This window comes from Halomonas sp. DP4Y7-1 (assembly GCF_019800705.1).
In the GTDB taxonomy this organism is placed as follows: Bacteria; Pseudomonadota; Gammaproteobacteria; order Pseudomonadales; family Halomonadaceae; genus Halomonas; species Halomonas litopenaei_A.
In genome coordinates this window covers 37,235-55,017 of sequence record NZ_JAHVKS010000007.1, presented here as the reverse complement: position 1 = coordinate 55,017, position 17,783 = coordinate 37,235, and the positions used below count along the sequence as shown (strand labels likewise).

15 protein-coding genes are annotated in these 17,783 nt (G+C 62.9%); 7 read left to right on the top strand and 8 right to left on the bottom strand.

Going from position 1 to position 17,783, the window contains the following annotated elements; genetic code table 11:
• Positions 1 to 133: 133 nt before the first annotated feature.
• The 3 genes from KUV72_RS13835 to polA all read right to left on the bottom strand — a co-directional run bounded on the left by KUV72_RS13835 (position 134) and on the right by polA (position 4,434).
• Complete coding sequence (locus KUV72_RS13835) at positions 134 to 646, bottom strand: hypothetical protein (RefSeq protein ID WP_222238802.1); 513 nt, start codon at positions 644 to 646, stop codon at positions 134 to 136.
• 196 nt (positions 647 to 842) lie between these two features.
• Entirely contained in the window at positions 843 to 1,565 is a 723-nt protein-coding gene (locus tag KUV72_RS13830; protein WP_222238801.1) for a haloacid dehalogenase type II, read from the bottom strand.
• 82 nt (positions 1,566 to 1,647) lie between these two features.
• Positions 1,648 to 4,434, bottom strand: a complete 2,787-nt coding sequence (polA, locus tag KUV72_RS13825; RefSeq protein ID WP_222238800.1) for a DNA polymerase I — start codon at positions 4,432 to 4,434, stop codon at positions 1,648 to 1,650.
• A 244-nt stretch (positions 4,435 to 4,678) separates the two neighbouring features.
• Here polA and KUV72_RS13820 point away from each other — a divergent pair, with 244 nt between their 5' ends.
• The 4 genes from KUV72_RS13820 (at position 4,679) to KUV72_RS13805 (ending at position 9,407) form a co-directional block, all read left to right on the top strand.
• Entirely contained in the window at positions 4,679 to 4,948 is a 270-nt protein-coding gene (locus KUV72_RS13820; protein ID WP_206940704.1) for a DUF2782 domain-containing protein, read from the top strand.
• A gap of 242 nt (positions 4,949 to 5,190) precedes the next feature.
• Positions 5,191 to 6,159, top strand: coding sequence for a homoserine kinase (locus KUV72_RS13815; RefSeq protein WP_206940706.1), 969 nt, complete (start codon positions 5,191 to 5,193; stop codon positions 6,157 to 6,159).
• Entirely contained in the window at positions 6,156 to 8,075 is a 1,920-nt protein-coding gene (gene speA / locus KUV72_RS13810) for a biosynthetic arginine decarboxylase (RefSeq protein WP_206940708.1), read from the top strand. Before KUV72_RS13815 ends, speA begins: the two co-directional genes overlap by 4 nt.
• A gap of 153 nt (positions 8,076 to 8,228) precedes the next feature.
• On the top strand, positions 8,229 to 9,407 hold the full coding sequence (locus KUV72_RS13805; protein ID WP_261317504.1) for an alcohol dehydrogenase family protein: 1,179 nt from the start codon (positions 8,229 to 8,231) through the stop codon (positions 9,405 to 9,407).
• Positions 9,408 to 9,524: 117 nt separating this feature from the next.
• Here KUV72_RS13805 and KUV72_RS13800 read toward each other — a convergent pair whose 3' ends face one another.
• The 5 genes from KUV72_RS13800 to KUV72_RS13780 form a co-directional block, all read right to left on the bottom strand.
• The gene (locus KUV72_RS13800) at positions 9,525 to 10,202 is read right to left on the bottom strand and encodes a fumarylacetoacetate hydrolase family protein (protein ID WP_222238799.1); all 678 of its coding nucleotides are present in this window, start codon (positions 10,200 to 10,202) and stop codon (positions 9,525 to 9,527) included.
• 174 nt (positions 10,203 to 10,376) lie between these two features.
• Positions 10,377 to 11,228: an ectoine hydroxylase gene (gene thpD / locus KUV72_RS13795; RefSeq protein WP_222238914.1), complete on the bottom strand. Its 852-nt coding sequence runs from the start codon at positions 11,226 to 11,228 to the stop codon at positions 10,377 to 10,379.
• Positions 11,229 to 11,688: 460 nt separating this feature from the next.
• Entirely contained in the window at positions 11,689 to 13,449 is a 1,761-nt protein-coding gene (locus KUV72_RS13790; RefSeq protein WP_222238798.1) for an ArnT family glycosyltransferase, read from the bottom strand.
• 81 nt (positions 13,450 to 13,530) lie between these two features.
• Positions 13,531 to 13,818, bottom strand: a complete 288-nt coding sequence (locus KUV72_RS13785) for a lipid-A-disaccharide synthase N-terminal domain-containing protein (protein ID WP_222238797.1) — start codon at positions 13,816 to 13,818, stop codon at positions 13,531 to 13,533.
• A complete protein-coding gene (locus tag KUV72_RS13780) occupies positions 13,818 to 14,651 on the bottom strand; it encodes a glycosyltransferase (RefSeq protein WP_222238796.1) in 834 nt (277 codons plus the stop codon). Before KUV72_RS13780 ends, KUV72_RS13785 begins: the two co-directional genes overlap by 1 nt.
• A 350-nt stretch (positions 14,652 to 15,001) precedes the next feature.
• Between KUV72_RS13780 and KUV72_RS13775 the strand changes: the two genes are divergently transcribed.
• The 3 genes from KUV72_RS13775 (at position 15,002) to KUV72_RS13765 (ending at position 17,671) form a co-directional block, all read left to right on the top strand.
• Positions 15,002 to 15,523, top strand: coding sequence for a GNAT family N-acetyltransferase (locus KUV72_RS13775; protein WP_222238795.1), 522 nt, complete (start codon positions 15,002 to 15,004; stop codon positions 15,521 to 15,523).
• Positions 15,520 to 16,455 (top strand): alpha/beta hydrolase, encoded by a 936-nt coding sequence (locus KUV72_RS13770; RefSeq protein WP_222238794.1) that lies wholly within the window; start codon positions 15,520 to 15,522, stop codon positions 16,453 to 16,455. Before KUV72_RS13775 ends, KUV72_RS13770 begins: the two co-directional genes overlap by 4 nt.
• 133 nt (positions 16,456 to 16,588) lie before the next feature.
• On the top strand, positions 16,589 to 17,671 hold the full coding sequence (locus KUV72_RS13765; protein WP_222238793.1) for a putative zinc-binding metallopeptidase: 1,083 nt from the start codon (positions 16,589 to 16,591) through the stop codon (positions 17,669 to 17,671).
• Positions 17,672 to 17,783 lie beyond the last annotated feature (112 nt).

The window sequence follows — 17,783 nt, the reverse complement described above, 5'->3', positions numbered from 1 at the left end:
CGTCGCTGAGGCCAGCGACTGCCAAGTTGCAAGCCTGACGCAAAAAAAGCCCCGAGCCAGTCGATGGCTCGGGGCTTTTTCCTTCGCAGCGTCTTGGATCGCGGCGTGTTCGTCCGCAACGTCGAGATGGCGCTTAGCGGCCGGTAGACTCCAGTCGCAGATCATCCGGATGCTGCCAGACATCCAGGCTGGCCATGCGGCGCCCGCGATCATTCAGGAAGGTTTCCAGTGACACGGTGGTGTCGGTGCCTGCCTTGGAGAAGATCAAGCGGTCGCTGCCTTCCTCACGGGTCGAGGACCAGTCCGCACCGAGACATTGCCCCAGCGCCTCTCCACCGACCGTGAGCGCCCCGCGCGGATCATCGCTGTCCATGCGGCCGAAACAGGAATAATGATCGGGACGCTGGGATGAGGTGATCAGGCAGGACTCATGAAACGCCTGAACGTCGGTTTCCCAGGTGCGGGTCAGACGGTTGTCTTCGAAACGCCCCTTGATGCCAGCAAAGCCTCCTTCGGCACTCGCCACCGCCTGATTAAGCGCACTACAGTCAAACATTTCCGCGGCGGTCTGTGGCTGCGAGGTCGACGCACAGCCTGCCAGCGTCACCATGGCAAGCGCTGCCCATCCCATCTTTACCCGTGTCATATCCTTGTCTCCGGCAATGGGGCCGTGGCATCCACGACCAAGTTGGCATTCCATGACCGACACCATAGCACCCGCAACACGATCTCGGCAGTGGTGAATGACCACTTGTCGAGGCGGACTACCTGGCGGGCAAAGCCAGCCCCCAGGCATCACCAGGTTCGATGGTCATTATCCTTAGCCTCCAGCGACTGGCCCACTAGCACTGCAGTGCGCGGGCCAGGTCCGTCAGCGAGCTGGCGTGAAGGTCGTTGGCGGAGGATCCCTCCACCGACTTGGGGGCGTCGGCGCCAAACTCGTGGGGGCGCTCGATGTAAGCGGTCTTGAGTCCACAGCCGCGAGCGGCGTCGAGATCATCCTGGTGGGCGGCCACCAGCATGACCTCCGATGGGTCCACCTCGAACACCTCGGCGACGCCTAGGTAGGTGTCCGGATGGGGCTTGTAAGCGCGGAAGACCTCTGCTGACAGAATCAGGTCCCAGGGCAGTCCTCCTAGCTTGGCCATATCGGCCAGCAGCCCCAGATTGCCGTTGGACAGGGTGCAGATCACATGGCGTTGCTTGAGTCGCGTAAGCCCCTCGACGCTGTCGGGCCAAGGCGCCAACCGGTGCCAGGCAAGGTTGAGCTGCCTCCGCCCCGGCTCGTCCAGCGCCAAGTGATACTGATCGAGCAGCTCGTCCAGAATCATCCGGTGCAAGTCGTCGATGCGCGTCCAGCCCAGCTCGCCTGACATCACCCGAGCCATCGCAGGCTTGTAGCCCGCCCGCCAGGCTCGGGCAAAGTCAGCTGGCGTCAGCGCACAGCCGGGACCGTCAAGCAGGCCCAGGGCCTCGACCTCGCGCACGATACTGCCGTGCCAATCCACCACGGTGCCGAAGATATCGAAGGCCAGTATCTTGGGTCGTTGCCAGGGCGTCGCCATGCTGTTGCTCTCCTTGTCGGCCGCGTACGGTGCCTTGCCAGCACCTCCATTGGGACAACAGCATAGACCATGGCTGGCGCTATCAGTGGGCCTCGTCCCAGTTGGCACCGCTCTCGGCTTCGACAATCAGGGGCACATCGAGGCTGGCAGCATTCTGCATGCGCGTCTTGACCTCGGCCATGAAGGCGTCCACCTGGTCTTCCTTGACCTCGAACACCAGCTCATCGTGGACCTGCATCACCATCCAGGCATCGAAGCCATTGCTGCCCGCCTGGTCGGTCAGCCAATCGTCCATATCGATCATGGCCTGCTTGATGATGTCTGCCGCCGTCCCCTGCATGGGCGCGTTGATGGCGGTGCGCTCGGCACCCTGGCGACGAGCGCGGTTCTGAGAGTGAATTTCCGGCAGATAGAGCCTGCGCCCGGCCACTGTCTCGACATAGCCATCCTCGGCCGCCTGAGCACGGATACGCTCCATATAGCGGGCCACCCCGGGATAGCGATCGAAGTAGCGATCGATGTAGGTCTTGGCCTGGCTCTGCTCGATGTGCAGCTGGCGACCCAGCCCCCAGGCGCTCATGCCGTAGATCAGCCCGAAGTTGATCGCCTTGGCACTGCGGCGCTGATCACTGGACACCTTGTCCAGGCCGACACCGAACACCTCAGCCGCAGTGGCGGCGTGAATGTCCTTGTCATCGGCAAAGGCCGACAGCAGGCCCTTGTCGCCGGACAGGTGCGCCATGATGCGCAGCTCGATCTGAGAATAGTCCGCCGCCACGATGCGATAGCCAGGCCGTGCCACAAAGGCCTGACGGATGCGGCGTCCTTCGTCGGTACGAATCGGGATATTCTGCAGATTGGGATCTGACGACGACAGACGACCGGTGGCCGTCACCGCCTGGTGATAGCTAGTGTGCAGACGACCGGTGGACGGGTTGACCAGCCTGGGCAGCTTGTCGGTATAGGTGGAGCGCAGCTTCGAAAGGCCACGATGCTCCATGATCAGCTTGGGCAGAGGATAATCCAGTGCAAGCTCCTCAAGCACCGCCTCGGCGGTGGACGGCGCGCCCTTGGGGGTCTTCTTGATCACGGGAATGCCCTGCTCTTCGAACAGGATCTGTCCCAGCTGCTTGGGCGAACCCAGGTTGAACTCTCGTCCGGCCAGCTCGAACGCCCTGGCCTCGAGCTCACGGATGCGCTCGGCCAGCTCCTGGCTCTGGCTGTGCAGCAGTTCGACGTTCAACGCTACCCCGTTGCGCTCCATCCGCGACAGCACCCGAACCAGCGGCCGTTCAAGCCTGTCGAGCACCTCGGCCAATCGCCCCGTCTGCTCGAGGCGGGGGCGCAATTCGTGGTGAAGGCGCAGGGTGATATCGACGTCCTCGCAGGCGTAGGGAGCCGCCTGTTCCAGGGCAATCTGATTGAACGTCAGCTGCTTGGCACCCTTGCCGGCAATATCCTCGAACTTGACCGTGCCCTCGCCCAGGTACTTCAGCGCCAGGGAGTCCATGTCATGCCGGGTGGCGGTGGAGTCCAGCACGTAGGACTCGAGCATGGTATCGATCAGAGGCCCGGCGACCGCCATCTCGTAGCGTGCCAGTACCGAGATGTCGTATTTCAGGTTCTGGCCAATCTTGACGATGCGCTCATCGGCCAGTATCGGAGCAAGCGACGCCAACACCTGCTTGCGATCGAGCTGGGCAGGGGCATCCAGGTAGTCATGGGCCAGCGGGATGTAGGCGGCCTCGCCCGGGGCCAGGGCAAGGCCAATACCGACGATCTCGGCCTCCATATAGTTGAGGCTGGTGGTTTCCAGATCGAAACAGAAGGCCTCGGCGTCGGCCAGCCGCTGGAGCCAGGCGTCCAGCTCGGCCTGCTCGAGAATCACGTGATCCTCCCGCGTGTCCCCCGCGGCGATCTGGCCACCCTCGGCGTCATCGCTCCCCGCCGGGGTGGCCGTGCCACCCGCCACGTCGTCAACGCCCTCGTCCTGACCGGCCAGCAACTCCGCCAGCCAGTTCTTGAACTCCAGGCGCTGGTAAAGCGTCTTCAGCGCCTCACGGTCCGGCGCAGCGATGGCCAGGTCATCGAGGCCGAGCTCAAGCTCGCAGTCGGTCTTGATCGTGGCCAGCGTGTACGACAGGTAGGCCTGATCGCGATGTTCCTCGAGCTTCTTGGGCAACGTCTTGGCGCCACGAAATGACAGGGTCTTGACCTTGTCGAGGTCGCCATAGATCACATCCAGCCCGCCTTCCATGCCCTGCAGCAGGCCGATAGCGGTCTTTTCGCCAACCCCCGGCACACCGGGGATGTTGTCGACCTTGTCGCCCATCAATGCCAGGTAGTCGATGATCAACTCCGGCGGCAGGCCAAACTTGTCTTTCACCCCGGTCACATCCAGGGTTTCGTCCTTCATGGTATTGACCAGCGTGATATGGCCATTGACCAGCTGCGCCATGTCCTTGTCGCCGGTAGAGATCACGGCGTCGCGGCCGGCGTCCGTCGCCATCCGCGCCAGGGTGCCAATGACATCATCTGCCTCGACCCCCTTGATGCACAGCAGCGGCAAGCCCAGCGCCCTGACGCAGTCGTGCAGCGGCTCGACCTGAGCGCGCAGGTCATCCGGCATCGGCGGCCGCTGCGCCTTGTACTGATCGTACAGCTCATCACGAAAGGTCTTGCCGGGCGCATCGAAGACCACCGCCATGGGACTGTCCGGATAGTCCTTGATCAGGCGCTTGAGCATGTTGATCACGCCCTTGATGGCACCGGTAGGCTGACCTTCGGAGGTGGTCAGCGGCGGCAGGGCGTGAAAGGCACGGTAAAGATAGGAGGAACCGTCGACGAGAACGATGGGGCTAGAGGCCATGGATCGGCGTCCCTGTAAGAAAGAATGTCTACGTTGCCACACATGATACGCATCCCGTGCGTCTTTTGCCGGTCGCTTTTCGCCGAGTGAAGCCCAGAGCGTCGCTCTACCCTGGCACCAGCGTCTGCCCGCTGCGGCGCGACCACAACGCCTTTGCCGGGGAACCCTGCGACACGTATCATGGTCTTATCGAACACCGTTCTACCAAACCGTTTGACGATGAACTGTCATCAGGAGGCTTACCATGATGATTCAACGCCTCACCAGCGCTAGCCTGCTGGCCCTGACGCTACTGGCGACAGCGGCACCCGCTGTGGCGCAGGTGCAACCGGATGTCAGCGTACGCCAGGAAGCCGGCCAGACCCTGAGCGAGTACCGAGTCAACGGCAAGCTGTATGCCATCAAGGTGGAGCCCAAGGGTGGCAGCACCTACTTCCTGGTGGACCGCAATGGCGACGGCAACTTCCAGCGCCAGACCAGCGATAGCGTCGACGTGCCAGGCTGGGTCCAATAGCCAAGCAGGGTCCAATAGCCTGGCCGGGGCGAATCGACGAGCGTCGTCGCTCCGCCTTCGCTGCCCGCCCGTTGTGCTCACCTTGCACGTTTGCTGTCCGCGCCCTGCGCGCACCAGGCCCGCTGCCGGGCACTTGCCCCAAGGGGCACTGTCATTCCGCTGAGATTACGTTTCTCGATCACGTGCAACTCGTTGCCAAGTCGCTACAATAGGCGCCTTGGCAACCCCGGGCGAGACGATCCATGGCCGTATTCACTCCGCTTGAAGACTCACAGGTCTCAGGCTTTCTCAGCCGTTTTGACGTCGGCGAACTGACAAGGCTGCAAGGGGTGCCCGCAGGCACCGAAAACAGCACCTTCTTTGTCACCACCGACAGGCGAGAACTGGTGCTAACTCTGTTCGAGCAGGGTGAACACGAAGAACTGCCATTCTTCGTCGAGCTGCTGGACTTCCTCGACGAGCATCGCATCCCCGTCGCTGGCCCTATTCACGACCGCGACGGCGTCGCATTGCACGAGTTGGCGGGTCGCCCTGCGCTGCTTTTCCCGCGCCTGCCGGGCAGCCACCCCAAGGCCCCCAATACCGCTCAATGCCGGGCGCTGGGACAGGCCCTGGGCGAAATGCACCGCGTCTCGCGTCATTTCAGCGGACACCGCCCCAACCCTCGTGACATTCACTGGCTGAGCGCCATGCATCACAAGGTGCTGGTCTACCTGTCACCCGCAGACCAGGCGCTGATGCAAGATGAAGTGGATGCCTACCAGGCGGCCCTGGAAACCCTCGAGCAGCCTTTGCCCCAGGGCGCGCTGCACGGTGACCTGTTCCGCGATAACACGCTGTTCGACGGCGAGCAGCTGGGCGGCATCATCGACTTCTACAATGGTTGCACCGGTGACCTGCTGTTCGACCTGGCCATTGTCATCAATGACTGGGCCACCGATGGCGATGGCCATCTCGACCAGCAGCGCCACGATGCGCTGCTGGAGGCCTACCTCGCCGAGCGCCCCTTGACCGCCCAGGAGCGCGCGCTATGGCCGCTGATGCTGCGCCTGACGGCGTTGCGCTATTGGCTGTCGCGCCTGCTGGTGGTGTACGTGGACCCGCCGGCCCATGACCTGACGCCCCATGACCCAGAGCAGTTCCGGCGCATCCTGCGCTCGCGCCTGGAGCATGGCGCTCTTCCCCTGCCCGACACCGAGGTTCGCTTGTGAGCCAGAAGCCGCAACCTGATGCAGCCGTGCAACGCGCCCGCCGTACCTGGAACATCGACCAGTGGGGCAGTGGCTACTTCGACGTGGATGAGGCCGGACAAGCGCTGGTGCGGCCCCTCGGCGAGGTCGAGCCGGGCCCCAGCCTGCCCCTGATCGGCCTGGTCGAGCAGGTACGCAAGGCCGGTCTGCGCCTGCCGGTGCTGATCCGCTTTACCGATATTCTGCATGACCGGGTCGAGCAGCTGTGCGCGGCCTTTGACCAGGCCATGGCAGAGGAAAACTTCACCAGCGGCTACACCGCGGTCTACCCGATCAAGGTCAATCAGCAGCGTCGCGTGGTCGAGGAAATTCTCGCCACCAACGAGCGCGGGCGCGATCGCGTGGGTCTGGAAGCAGGCAGCAAGCCAGAGCTCTTGGCGGTGCTGGCCCTGTCAGGGGATGGCCCGTCGCTGATCGTGTGCAATGGCTACAAGGACCGCGAGTACATTCGTCTGGCGTTGATGGGCGAGAAGCTCGGCCACCGGGTCTACCTGGTTGTGGAAAAGTTGTCCGAGCTACCGATGATTCTGGAAGAGGCAGAACGCCTGGGCGTGACGCCACGCATCGGGCTGCGTGCTCGGCTGTCATCCGTGGGACGTGGCAAGTGGCAGGATACCGGCGGAGAGAAGTCCAAGTTCGGCCTGACCGCTGGCCAGATCCTGGCGGTGGTCGAGCGCCTGAGCGAGGCAGGCCGCCTCGACAGCCTGCAGCTGGTGCACTTCCACCTGGGGTCCCAGATCGCCAATATCGGTGATATTCAGCGCGGCCTGCGTGAATGTGCCCGTTTCTATCAGTACCTGCACCAGCTGGGTGCCCCGGTAGACACGGTGGACGTGGGCGGCGGACTGGGTGTCGACTACGAAGGCACCCACTCGCGCAATTTCTGCTCGATCAACTACTCCATGCTCGAGTACGCCCGCAACGTGGTCTATGCCTTCAATCAGGTATGTAGCGCAGAGGACCTGCCTCAGCCGCACCTGATCAGCGAGTCGGGCCGAGCGCTGACCGCGCACCACGCCGTCCTGATCACCAACGTGATCGGCGAAGAGAGCGTGGATACCCAGCCGCCCAGCGAGCGCCGGAGCGACGACCCCGAAGTGGAAGCGCTCTGGCGTACGCTGGACTTTCTGCAGCGTGAGCCCGAGCCGCGCGGCCTGATGGAAGCCTGGCACGACCTGATTCAGGACATGGGCGATCTGCATGATCGTTTCGTGCTGGGAGCCGCCGACCTGGCAGCACGGGCCGAAGGCGAGGGCGTCTACTTTGCCGCCTGTGCCGCCCTTCGCTCACAGCTGGACCCCCGCAATCGCGCCCATCGCGAGATCCTTGATGAACTCGCCGAGAAGCTCGCGGACAAGCTGTTCGTCAACTTCTCGCTGTTTCAGTCGATGCCCGATGTCTGGGGCATCAAGCAGATCTTCCCGGTGCTGCCGCTGTGCGGACTGGACCGCGAACCCAGCCGTCGCGGCGTCATTCAGGACATCACCTGTGACAGTGACGGACGTATCGACAGTTACGTGGATGGCCAGGGGGTAGAGACCACCCTGCCCTTGCCCGAGTGGCATGAGGGGGATGAGCGCTTGCTCGGCTTCTTCATGGTGGGCGCCTACCAGGAAATTCTGGGCGATCTGCATAACCTGTTCGGTGATACCGATGCGGTGGATGCCTCACTGGATCGCGACGGCGGCTGGCGCTTGACCAACCTGCAGTGGGGTGACCGGGTGTCCGACGTGCTGGGCTACGTCAACTTCAACGCTGACGTGCTGCGCGAACGCCTGCGCGTGCAGCTCACCCGCAGTAATCTGGATCCACGCGAGCAGCGTCACTTCCTGGATGACCTGTCGGAGGGGCTCGACGGCTACACCTATCTGGAGTAAGCCTTCCCTTGCCACTGGGTGCCAGCCAGTCCAGACCAGACAAGCCCCGCGCCCACCGCCTGTTGCCGCGCCCGCCGACACTCCTCGTGTCTGCGGGCGCGCTACCTTGCGTAGCACTTGCACCCAGCCGTCAGCCATGGCGAGATAGGTCGTATGCGCCGTGCCACAAGCCACCAGGAGGATGCCGTCATCGATACCTCACGCCCTACCGATTCCAGCTCCCCTTCCTCTTCCTTCACTCCACCGCCGACCATGCTGGCCGTCGTCACCCTGGGCAATGGCGGCTACGACAAGCTGAGCTACCAGCGCGTGGCCACCCCGGAGCCGGGGCCTGGAGAGGTGCTGCTGCGGGTCCTGGCCGCCGGCATCAACAATACCGAGATCAATACCCGCCTGGGTTGGTATTCGTCCAGCGTCACGAGCGATACCCAGGCGTCCTCGGACAGCGCCCAGGGCGACGATGCAGGCAACAGTGACGACGGCGGCTGGAATGGAGCAACGCCCTTCCCATTGATTCAGGGTACCGATTGCTGCGGCGAGGTGGTCGCCCTGGGAGAAGACGTCGACGCCACCGCGCTGATCGGCAGGCGCGTGCTGGTGCGAGCCTGCATGCGCACTAAGGGCTTCGAGCACTGGGATTCGGTGTGGATGGCATCGGACTTCGATGGCGCGTTTGCACAGTTCGTCAAGGTGCCCGCCAGTGAGGTGTTTGCCGTCGACTGCGATTGGCGCGATGCAGAGCTTGCCACCATCCCCTGTGCCTATGGCACCGCCGAAAACATGCTGCATCGTGCAGGGGTCACGACAGGCGACAGGCTGCTGGTGACCGGTGCCTCCGGAGGCGTTGGCTCAGCGGTCGTGCAGTTGGCCAAGCGTCGTGGCGCCCACGTCACTGCGGTGGCCAGCCAGGCCAAGCATCCGGCGATCCAGGCCTTGGGGGCCGATCGCCTGCTTGATCGTCATGATGACCTGGTATCGGCGCTGGGAGAATCCGCCATCGACGTAGCGGTGGACAATGTGGCGGGCCAAGGCTTTGGCGGCGTTCTGGAGGTGCTTGATCGAGGTGGACGCTATGTGTCTTCCGGGGCCATCGCCGGGCCAGTGGTGGAACTCGACATGCGCAAGTTGTATCTCAAGGATATCCGCTTGATCGGTTCCACCGCCTGGGATGAGCCCGTCTTCCCCAACCTGATCGGCTACATCGAGCGCGGCGAGATTCGTCCGCTGCTGGCCGGTATCTTTCCTTTGCAGGACATCGTCGAGGCCCAGAAGAGCTTCCTCGAAAAACACCACGTCGGCAACCTGGTCCTGATACCACCCCCGCTGGATTGAACCCGCTACCTGCGGACAAGGCCCACCGTCGGGTCTGCAGGGCTGGGCGTCGCCGGTCTGAGCTCGCGCTGATCAGCGCTACTTAGCTCTTATCAGCCTTGGGCGAGCCTGTGCCGCCTAGCCCACCACCTTGGTCTGGAGCTGGTGGCTCTGGCCGTTGGGCAGAGACAGTTCAAAGGCCAGAGAGGCCCCCTTTTCCAGCTTGCCGACGCCAGCGGGGGTGCCGGTCAGCACCACGTCACCGGGGGCCAGGGTAAAGTGCTGGCTCATTTCGGCCAATAGCGCGGGAATCGGGAACAGCATCTGGCTCGCCATGCCGTGCTGGCGACGTTCGCCGTTCATGTCCAGGCTGAATTCGATGGCAGACCAATCCATCGGCGCCTCGACCGGAATAAAGCGTGACAGCGGGCAAGCGCCGTCAAAGCCCTTGGCGATCTCCCATGGATGCCCCTTTTTCTTCAGTGCGGACTGCACGTCACGCAGCGTCAGGTCCAACGCCAGACCCACGCCCACCACCGCAGCTTCTGCCTGCTCCGGGGTGGCGTCACGCAGCGTCTCGCCAATCAGCAGCGCCAGCTCCGTCTCGAAGTGCACATCGCTGCGCTCGAACGGCCCCTTCACGTCATCCTCAAGCGGTACGACACTGGTCGCCGGCTTGATGAACAATATCGGGGCGTCGGGCACAGGATTATCGAGCTCCCTGGCGTGTTCTGCGTAGTTACGACCGACGCAAACCACCTTGCCAAGCGGCTGTGAAAAGGTGTCGCCATCGACAAAGCTCGGGACGAGAGACATGACAGGCTCCTGAGATCAGTAGAGAGGTCACGAGCAGGCGGCAACCTGCCGCGACACTCGCAAAAAAGGCGCGCCATTGGCGCGCCTCTCGAGTCTATCCCAGCTTTTGCTACTCCCGCGACCACTGTCACCCGTCCCACTCAAGGATGCCAAGGTGGCTGAGGCGGCAGAACCTCAGGGCTCGAATCGACCCTCCGGCTCGTGGGCCAGGAAGTCAGGACGACGGCCTTTGGCGGCAAAGGGCTCGCCGCAGCGATTGTCCACTCGGTTGTAGACGAAGAACGCGTTGCTGCGGGGATCCGGCGACATATTGGCGTTGGAGCCGTGCAGGGTATTGCAATCGAACAGCAACAGGCCGCCGGCGCAGCCCTTGGGTGCTTCGATGCCGTTGCGCTCGATCAGCTGCCGCAACGCCTCCTGGCTGGGGACACCCACCTCCTGCTTCTTCAACGATGTCTCGTGATTGTTGTCCGGCGTCTCGCCGATGCACGGAACAAACACACGATGCGAGCCGGGAATCAGCATCAAGGGCCCATTGAACTCGTGATTGTCGGTCAACACGATCGAGGCGCTGACCGCATTCATCTCGGGCATGCCGTCCTCGGCGTGCCAGGTCTCGAAGTCCGAGTGCCAGTTGAAGCCCTTGCCTTCAAACCCTGGCTTGTAGTTGATCCGCGACTGGTGCACATAGGTCTCGCCACCCAGAATCTGACGAGCCCGGCCGACCAGGCGCTCATTATTGGCCAGCCGCGCAAACACCTCGGACAGGTAATGCACGGCAAACAGCGAGCGGATTTCCTTGCCGCTCGGCTCCACGACGCTGTAATCCTTGCCACGGAACGCATCGTTTTCGAGCAGCACCTTCAATTCCTCGCGCAGCAAGGCGAGCTCATCACCGGAAATGAAATTCGGCTCGAACAGAAATCCCTTGTTCTCGAACTCATCCAACTGCTGCTGGCTCAGAGGCCCTTGCTCGGCGCTTCCCTTGATCACAGGACCGCGACGGTCCACCCAGAGGCTCTGCATCGGCTGAGGGAGCCGGGTCGGATAGCCTTCACCACTCCGGTCGAGCGTCTGATAAGAGGCCTGGTTGGCGCTCTGTGTCTGCTGCTGCTTGAGATGGGCGCCACGGCGAGCGTGACGCTGTCCGTCATGTTGGCTCTGACGCGCGCGATGCGCCATGCCGCCACGACGGTTAACTGTTTGCGGATTGGACGACGTCTGCACTTCCATCCGATCACCCTCCATTGGTATTGATCAGCTTTCAGATTCGAACTCGTACCAGCGACGCAGCCAGCGAGGCATGACAATGAGAAGCCCACCTCATCGGGTCTGCGCCGCTTGCAGGGGGCCGTCTGCCCCCTGCCACAAGCTACCCACCCATCGCTCGGCATGCAACCCTCTAAATGCAACTTTTGCACAAGGTTGGTTTAAGTCTTGTGCGTCCGGTGCAGCTCGACCGTTCAGCCACCCGCACAGTGCTTGCCTAGCGGCTGGCGTCACCGAAATATCTGCCGGCGCCATTGGCAGGCACCGAGGTCGGCGCCAGGTAGATGGGAGCAGCGAAGCGATCCGCTGGGCAGCCAGCAAAGGCAGCCCCCGGCAACAGCAGCCAGTCATGACGATTCTGGTGGCCCAGTTCGACGGCCTGGCCAAGATCCCCACAGCTCAGCGCCTCCAGATCCTTGTCCACCACCAGCATCCAGCGTTGTTCGGGGGCCTCGGCCAACCAGGCCATGGCTGTCGGCACTTCTTTCTCCAGCGGCGTCATGTCACCGAAATGCACGCTGCGAGACCGCGCATGCAGCAGGATTTCTTCATCAAAGTTCAACAGCGCGACTTCACCGTTGGGCCCCACCTCCTGAGAGACGCGAGCCATCATGTCACGGGGAGAGCGCTCCGGATCCATCCAGGCATAGCCAAAGGTGCTCCACCACCCCCACAGGCAGAAGAAGAACAGCGTGATGGCCGTCATTCCACGGCGTGGCTTCAGGGCCAGCGCCAGAGCAAGAGCGATAGCGCCCAGCGCCAGCCACTCCCACCACGGTGTCACACCGTAGCGATGGGCCAGGCGTTCCAGGGGAGCGAAGCCCACCAATCCCAGGACGCCCGCCGTCGCCAGCAAGAGGGCGAAAAACACCAGGCCACCGAAGCCGGCTCGATTAGGTCCCTTTCGCCGGACCAGGGCCGGCAGCAACGGGGCCAATGCCATGACCATCAACGGCAGCGTCGGCAGCATATAGACGCCTCGCTTGCCCGGTGAAAGCGAGAAGAACACCACGATCAGGATGACGGCGGTCAGTGGCAGCAGTACCTTGGCATCGCCGCGCTTCACCCGGCGCCACCAGTTCGGCAGCGCCCAGGGCAAGGTCAGCACCAATGGCATCCAGGCCCAGGGCAGCACCTGCACGATGTAGTAGTAGCAGGGCCGCAGGTGGGCCCAGGCATCGGCATAGCGCTCGCCGGTCTGCTTGAACAGGATGTTGTCGCGGTAGGCCGCCAGCGCCGGATCATCAGACAACGACGTGATAAGGATCATCGGCAGCCCCCAGGCCAGCACCACCGCCAGCAGGCACGCCAGGCCTTCCACCAGGTCGCGCAGGCGCAGTGGCGTGACCCTGGCCTGTCCCTGGTGACGACCGCGCCAACTGATCACGCCCCAGACGGGCAACAGCGCCAGCGGCAGAAAGCCCACGCCTTTGGTCAGGATGCCGGCCCCCATGGCGACGAAGCCTGCCCGCCACCAGCCCCGGGCGGGTCCGAGCAATGCGTGACGCAACACGCCGTAGGTACCAAGCGTGGTGAAAAATGTCAGCAGCATGTCGATCTGAGCGGTCTTGGCTTGCAGCACGAACTGCAACGTGGCCAGCGTCGCGATACCCGCCAGCAGACCCACCCGGGGGCCATGCAGGCGACGACACAGATCCACGATCAGGCCCAGGGTGCCGAGCCCCGCCAACAGCGAGGGCAGCATGAAGCCGATACGCATGGATCCGGTCAGCCAGATGAAGAAGGCACTGGCCCACATGAAGATCGGGGGTTTGTCGGCATACAGCTCTCCGCCCCGATGAGGAATCCAGAACTCACCGGTGACCAGCATTTCCACCGCGTTAAGCGCAAAACGTGGTTCATCGGCGGGCCACGGATCCCGCCAACCAAGGCCCAGGGCCAACAGCACCACGGCAAAGACGACAAGGCCCAGCCACCAGCCCCAGCCGGGGCGTCGGGGTAATCCCACTACGAACATGCTGCTTTCCTCAACAGGGTTCTGAACAGGCACGCTGGCCTCGAGCAGAGCACAGACACTCCACCAGGGCCCGCTCGGCGTCTACGCCGCCTGGCGAACGTTACGGTCACGCTGGGACGCCTTGCGCATCAGCATTAGATTGCGCAGATAGATGAACAGGCCCGCACCCTGCCCCATGATGAACACCGGGTCGCGACGATGGATCGCATAAGCCAGCAACGTGGCACCGCCCCCCAGGCTTAAGAACCAGAAAGCCACTGGCACGACACTGCGCCGCGCCTTCTCGCTGGCGATCCACTGCACGATAAACCGAGCGGAGAACAACGCCTGACCCAAAAATCCGACAAGCAACCATGTGTTCCAGGTCATCACACCTGCTCCAGCGTCGACACCGCAGGTACTGACTGGTCATTGGTCGCTTGAGTCGCGATGAAGTGAGGTGGAAGCGCTGTACTATCGCTGACCCGAGGCAGGTCCAGGGCATTGTCCACGCAGCGGCAGTCCACCGGCAGGCGACTGCGTCGCTGAAGCCACATGACCCCGAGCATATCGACGATGCCTACCCATAGCCGATTGCCGAGACCGTAGTGGGAAGCTCCCTGACCACGGGGCCGGTGATGGACCGGCCGAGCCAGGCAGCGACCGCCCTGGCTGGTGATCAAGGCAGGAAGGAAGCGGTGCATATGATCGAAGTAGGGCAAGGAGGCGAATGCTGCTCGACGGATGACCTTGATGCCACAGCCGCTATCGGGATAGCCGTCACCCAGCAGACGAGCACGAACCGCATTGGCCACCTTTGAGGAAAACCGCTTCAGGGAGCTATCCTGGCGGCTTACTCGATGGCCGCCGACAAGGTCGGCACGTTCGGCGATGGCCACCTGAAGTAACGCTGGAATATCTGCGGGGTCGTTCTGCCCATCGCCATCCAGCGTGGCCAACCACTGCCCCCGCGCATGTCGGGCTGCTTGCCACAGCGCCGTGCTCTGACCCGCACTGCTACGATGATGCAGCGGTCGCAACGTTGGCTGTCGATTGGCCCGGCTGACCAGTACCGACCAACTGTCATCATCTGAACCATCATCCACCACAATCACTTCGTGGTCATGGCCCGCCAGGGCATGTGCAATTTCATCGAGCAGACCGTGCAGATTGGCCGACTCATTGTGGGCGGGGATCAGTACCGACAAGGTAACGGGCGCCATCTTGGCCTCTCCATCAGCAAGTACAGGAGAGACAGCATGGGCCGCCAACCTTAAGCAGGCCTTAATTCATCGCGACATAAGATTACATAACGCATATATATACTCCGTTGACCCACGCCATTTTCCGGGGACACTACCCCCTAACACAGCGTTGTTACGCCACGGTTTTGACAAAAAGTGGTCGTCGCGCCAGTGGACGTCTCCTGCCACGATGCCCTGACACGCCTGACTCGATTGCCCAGTCGCACCAACAGAGGTGTCCGTCTCGCCGGACAATGGCCAGCCCTGTAGACTGCGGTCCATGCCCCTGTGACTGGCCCAGCCAGGCGCCAGCGTTCTCGAGGATCCTTATGTTTCAGTTCAAGCAAGATGATCTGACTCACCCCGATATGGTGGCCATGATTCGCGCCCACCGGCGAGACCTCAAGCGGCTGGCGCCAGACTCTCCTCCGGAGAGCCGGCACGCACTTAGCCTGGACGAATTGAAGGGCAATGACGTCACCCTGTGGGGGCTGTGGGAGCAGGATCGACTTGTCGGCTGCGTGGCGCTGAAGGCGATTGGCCACGATCATGGCGAGATCAAGTCAATGCGCACTGCTGCGGATCAACTGAGACGTGGCATCGCCACGCGGATGCTCGAACACCTGATAGCGGCAGCTCGTCAGCGCGGCTACCGACGCTTGAGCCTTGAGACGGGCTCCCAGCCAGGGTTTGCCCCGGCCCGGCGCTTCTATGCACAGCATGGTTTCGTCATCTGCGCGCCCTTCGCCGACTATGTGGTGGACCCGAACAGCGTCTACATGACCCTGGAGCTCGCTCCCCACCACCCCGGGATACCGGGCCACGCGGTGAGAGACAAGGCCACGCCATGAGCGATAGCAACAGACACCCAGAGCCCATTCGCCAGGTGGAATTTCCTAGTCAAGGCACCCGTTGCCACGGCTGGTGGCTACCGTCGGCGTCAGCGACGCCGGACAGCGGTGCCCTGGTGATCATGGCCCATGGCCTTGGCGGCACCGTCGAGGGCGGCTTGATGCCCTACGCCAAGGCACTCCAGCAGGCGGGCCACAGCGTGCTCGCCTTCGACTATCGCCATTTCGGACGCTCCGCTGGGGAGCCGCGCCAGCTGCTCGGCATTTGCCGCCAGCAGCAGGATTACCTGGCTGCCATCGATCACGCCCGCAGCCTCGAATCGCTCCGTCCGCTGGTGCTATGGGGGACGTCCTTTTCCTCCGCCCATGTCCTCCAGCTGGCGGCACGGCGTCGGGATATCGCCGCCGTCATTGCCATGAATCCCATGCTGGACGGCCAGGCCTCATCACTGGTGAAGCTGAAGGACGAAGGGTTAGGGACCTTCCTGCGCATGACCGGCGCGGGCCTTGCCGACTTGATACGCGGCAGCCTCGGGCGGTCCCCACACTATATCCCGCTGGCAGGTGAGTCGGGCACGCTGGCCGCACTCACCGCACCCGATGCGCTGGAAGGCATTCAGCGCTTCGCCGGTGACGACTTCGACAACCGCATTGCCCCGCGTGCGCTGCTGGCGCTGGGACTCTATCGGCCCGTCAAGGTCGCCCACCGGCTGTCCTGTCCGCTGCTGCTGCAACTTTGCCTCCGCGATAGCGTGACGCCGATTGCCCCCGGCTACCGACTGGCCGACATCCTCAAGGACCGGGTCACCCTCAAGACCTACGACACCGGCCACTTCGCGATCTACGAGGCCCCCTGGCAACCCCGCCTCGCCGAGGACCAGGCAAACTTCCTGGCGCATTTATGCCAAGGGCCGTCTCAACGCTTCGGCTGATGCCGGTGAGCGAGCCAGCCTGGCGCAGCGGGGCAGGTCTGCCCATCCGTTGAGCACACTCAACACAGCGCTGACCACTAGGCTGGCTATACTAGCGGCAACTGATGTATTGCCGTTGATCGAGGACGCCTCAATGCGCCACTACCCCTGTCACCGCTGCGACAATCGGCTGTTCTTCGATAACACCCAATGCCTGGTCTGCGCGACGGAGGTGGGCTGGTGTCCGGGATGCAATGCCCTGGTCGCCATGGAACGGCAAGCTGACGGGCGCTACCGCTGTGTCGACGACGGCTGTGGCACCCTGCTGGTCAAGTGTCATAACTATGCGGTGGAAGGGGTTTGCAATCGCATGCTCACAGCCCAGGAGGCCGATCAGGGGATAACCCTGTGTGACTGCTGCCGCCACAACCGGGCCATTCCGGACCTGTCCATCGAAGGCCATCGCGAGCGCTGGGCCAAGCTCGAGAGTGCCAAGCGACGCCTGTTCTATACCCTTGATCTGCTGGGGCTTCCCCATGAGGTCAGCCCAGACAAGGCAGACCCGCCATTATCCTTTTCGTTCCTGGCGGACGAAGTACCGGTGGAAGGAGGATGGCACAGCAGCGAAGAAGGCATGCCGGTGTTTACCGGGCACGCCGGCGGTCACATCACCATCAACGTCAAGGAGGCCGATGATGTCGAACGCGAACGCCTGCGCACCGACTTCAATGAGGCTCATCGGACGCTGATCGGGCATTTCCGACACGAGATCGGTCACTACTATTGGGAGCTGTTGATCAAGGGGAGAGACGAAGACGCCTGCATCGCCGTCTTTGGTGACCATCGCCACCCCAGCTACAGCGACGCCCTCGAGCGCCACTACCAGCAGGGCCCACCTGCAGACTGGCGAGAGCACCATCTGTCCGCCTACGCCACCATGCACCCCTGGGAGGATTTCGCCGAGACCTTCGGCTTCTACCTCGACATGGTGGCGATCCTCGATACCGCCGGACACTTCGGCATCACCCCCACCGGCTTTGACGAGGACCTGGACGCCATGCTCTACACCTTTGGTCGCTTGAGCCTGGGCTTCAATGAAATGAACCGCGAGATGGGGCTGCTCGACCTGGTCCCGGAAGTGATTACACCAACCATTGCCGCCAAGCTGCGCTACGTCCACGAGATGGTGCTGTCTGCCCGCCATGCAGACGCAGAACCCTTTGGACGAGCTGTCTAGCCCTTGCACTAGTATAGCCGATGACAGTCTGCGTTAAGCAGAAAGAGGATAAGTGGCTCGATTCCTGACCCTCATTCAGAGAGGGTCAGGATGGCGAAGGAAGAACCCAACT

Bases quoted from the DNA above. Each gene is read 5' to 3' on its own strand.
- KUV72_RS13835 (WP_222238802.1), bottom strand. From the start codon at position 646: ATGACACGGGTAAAGATGGGATGGGCAGCGCTTGCCATGGTGACGCTG.
- KUV72_RS13830 (WP_222238801.1), bottom strand. From the start codon at position 1,565: ATGGCGACGCCCTGGCAACGACCCAAGATACTGGCCTTCGATATCTTC.
- polA (WP_222238800.1), bottom strand. From the start codon at position 4,434: ATGGCCTCTAGCCCCATCGTTCTCGTCGACGGTTCCTCCTATCTTTAC.
- KUV72_RS13820 (WP_206940704.1), top strand. From the start codon at position 4,679: ATGATGATTCAACGCCTCACCAGCGCTAGCCTGCTGGCCCTGACGCTA.
- KUV72_RS13815 (WP_206940706.1), top strand. From the start codon at position 5,191: ATGGCCGTATTCACTCCGCTTGAAGACTCACAGGTCTCAGGCTTTCTC.
- KUV72_RS13805 (WP_261317504.1), top strand. From the start codon at position 8,229: ATGCGCCGTGCCACAAGCCACCAGGAGGATGCCGTCATCGATACCTCA.
- KUV72_RS13800 (WP_222238799.1), bottom strand. From the start codon at position 10,202: ATGTCTCTCGTCCCGAGCTTTGTCGATGGCGACACCTTTTCACAGCCG.
- thpD (WP_222238914.1), bottom strand. From the start codon at position 11,228: ATGCAGAGCCTCTGGGTGGACCGTCGCGGTCCTGTGATCAAGGGAAGC.
- KUV72_RS13790 (WP_222238798.1), bottom strand. From the start codon at position 13,449: ATGTTCGTAGTGGGATTACCCCGACGCCCCGGCTGGGGCTGGTGGCTG.
- KUV72_RS13785 (WP_222238797.1), bottom strand. From the start codon at position 13,818: ATGACCTGGAACACATGGTTGCTTGTCGGATTTTTGGGTCAGGCGTTG.
- KUV72_RS13780 (WP_222238796.1), bottom strand. From the start codon at position 14,651: ATGGCGCCCGTTACCTTGTCGGTACTGATCCCCGCCCACAATGAGTCG.
- KUV72_RS13775 (WP_222238795.1), top strand. From the start codon at position 15,002: ATGTTTCAGTTCAAGCAAGATGATCTGACTCACCCCGATATGGTGGCC.
- KUV72_RS13770 (WP_222238794.1), top strand. From the start codon at position 15,520: ATGAGCGATAGCAACAGACACCCAGAGCCCATTCGCCAGGTGGAATTT.
- KUV72_RS13765 (WP_222238793.1), top strand. From the start codon at position 16,589: ATGCGCCACTACCCCTGTCACCGCTGCGACAATCGGCTGTTCTTCGAT.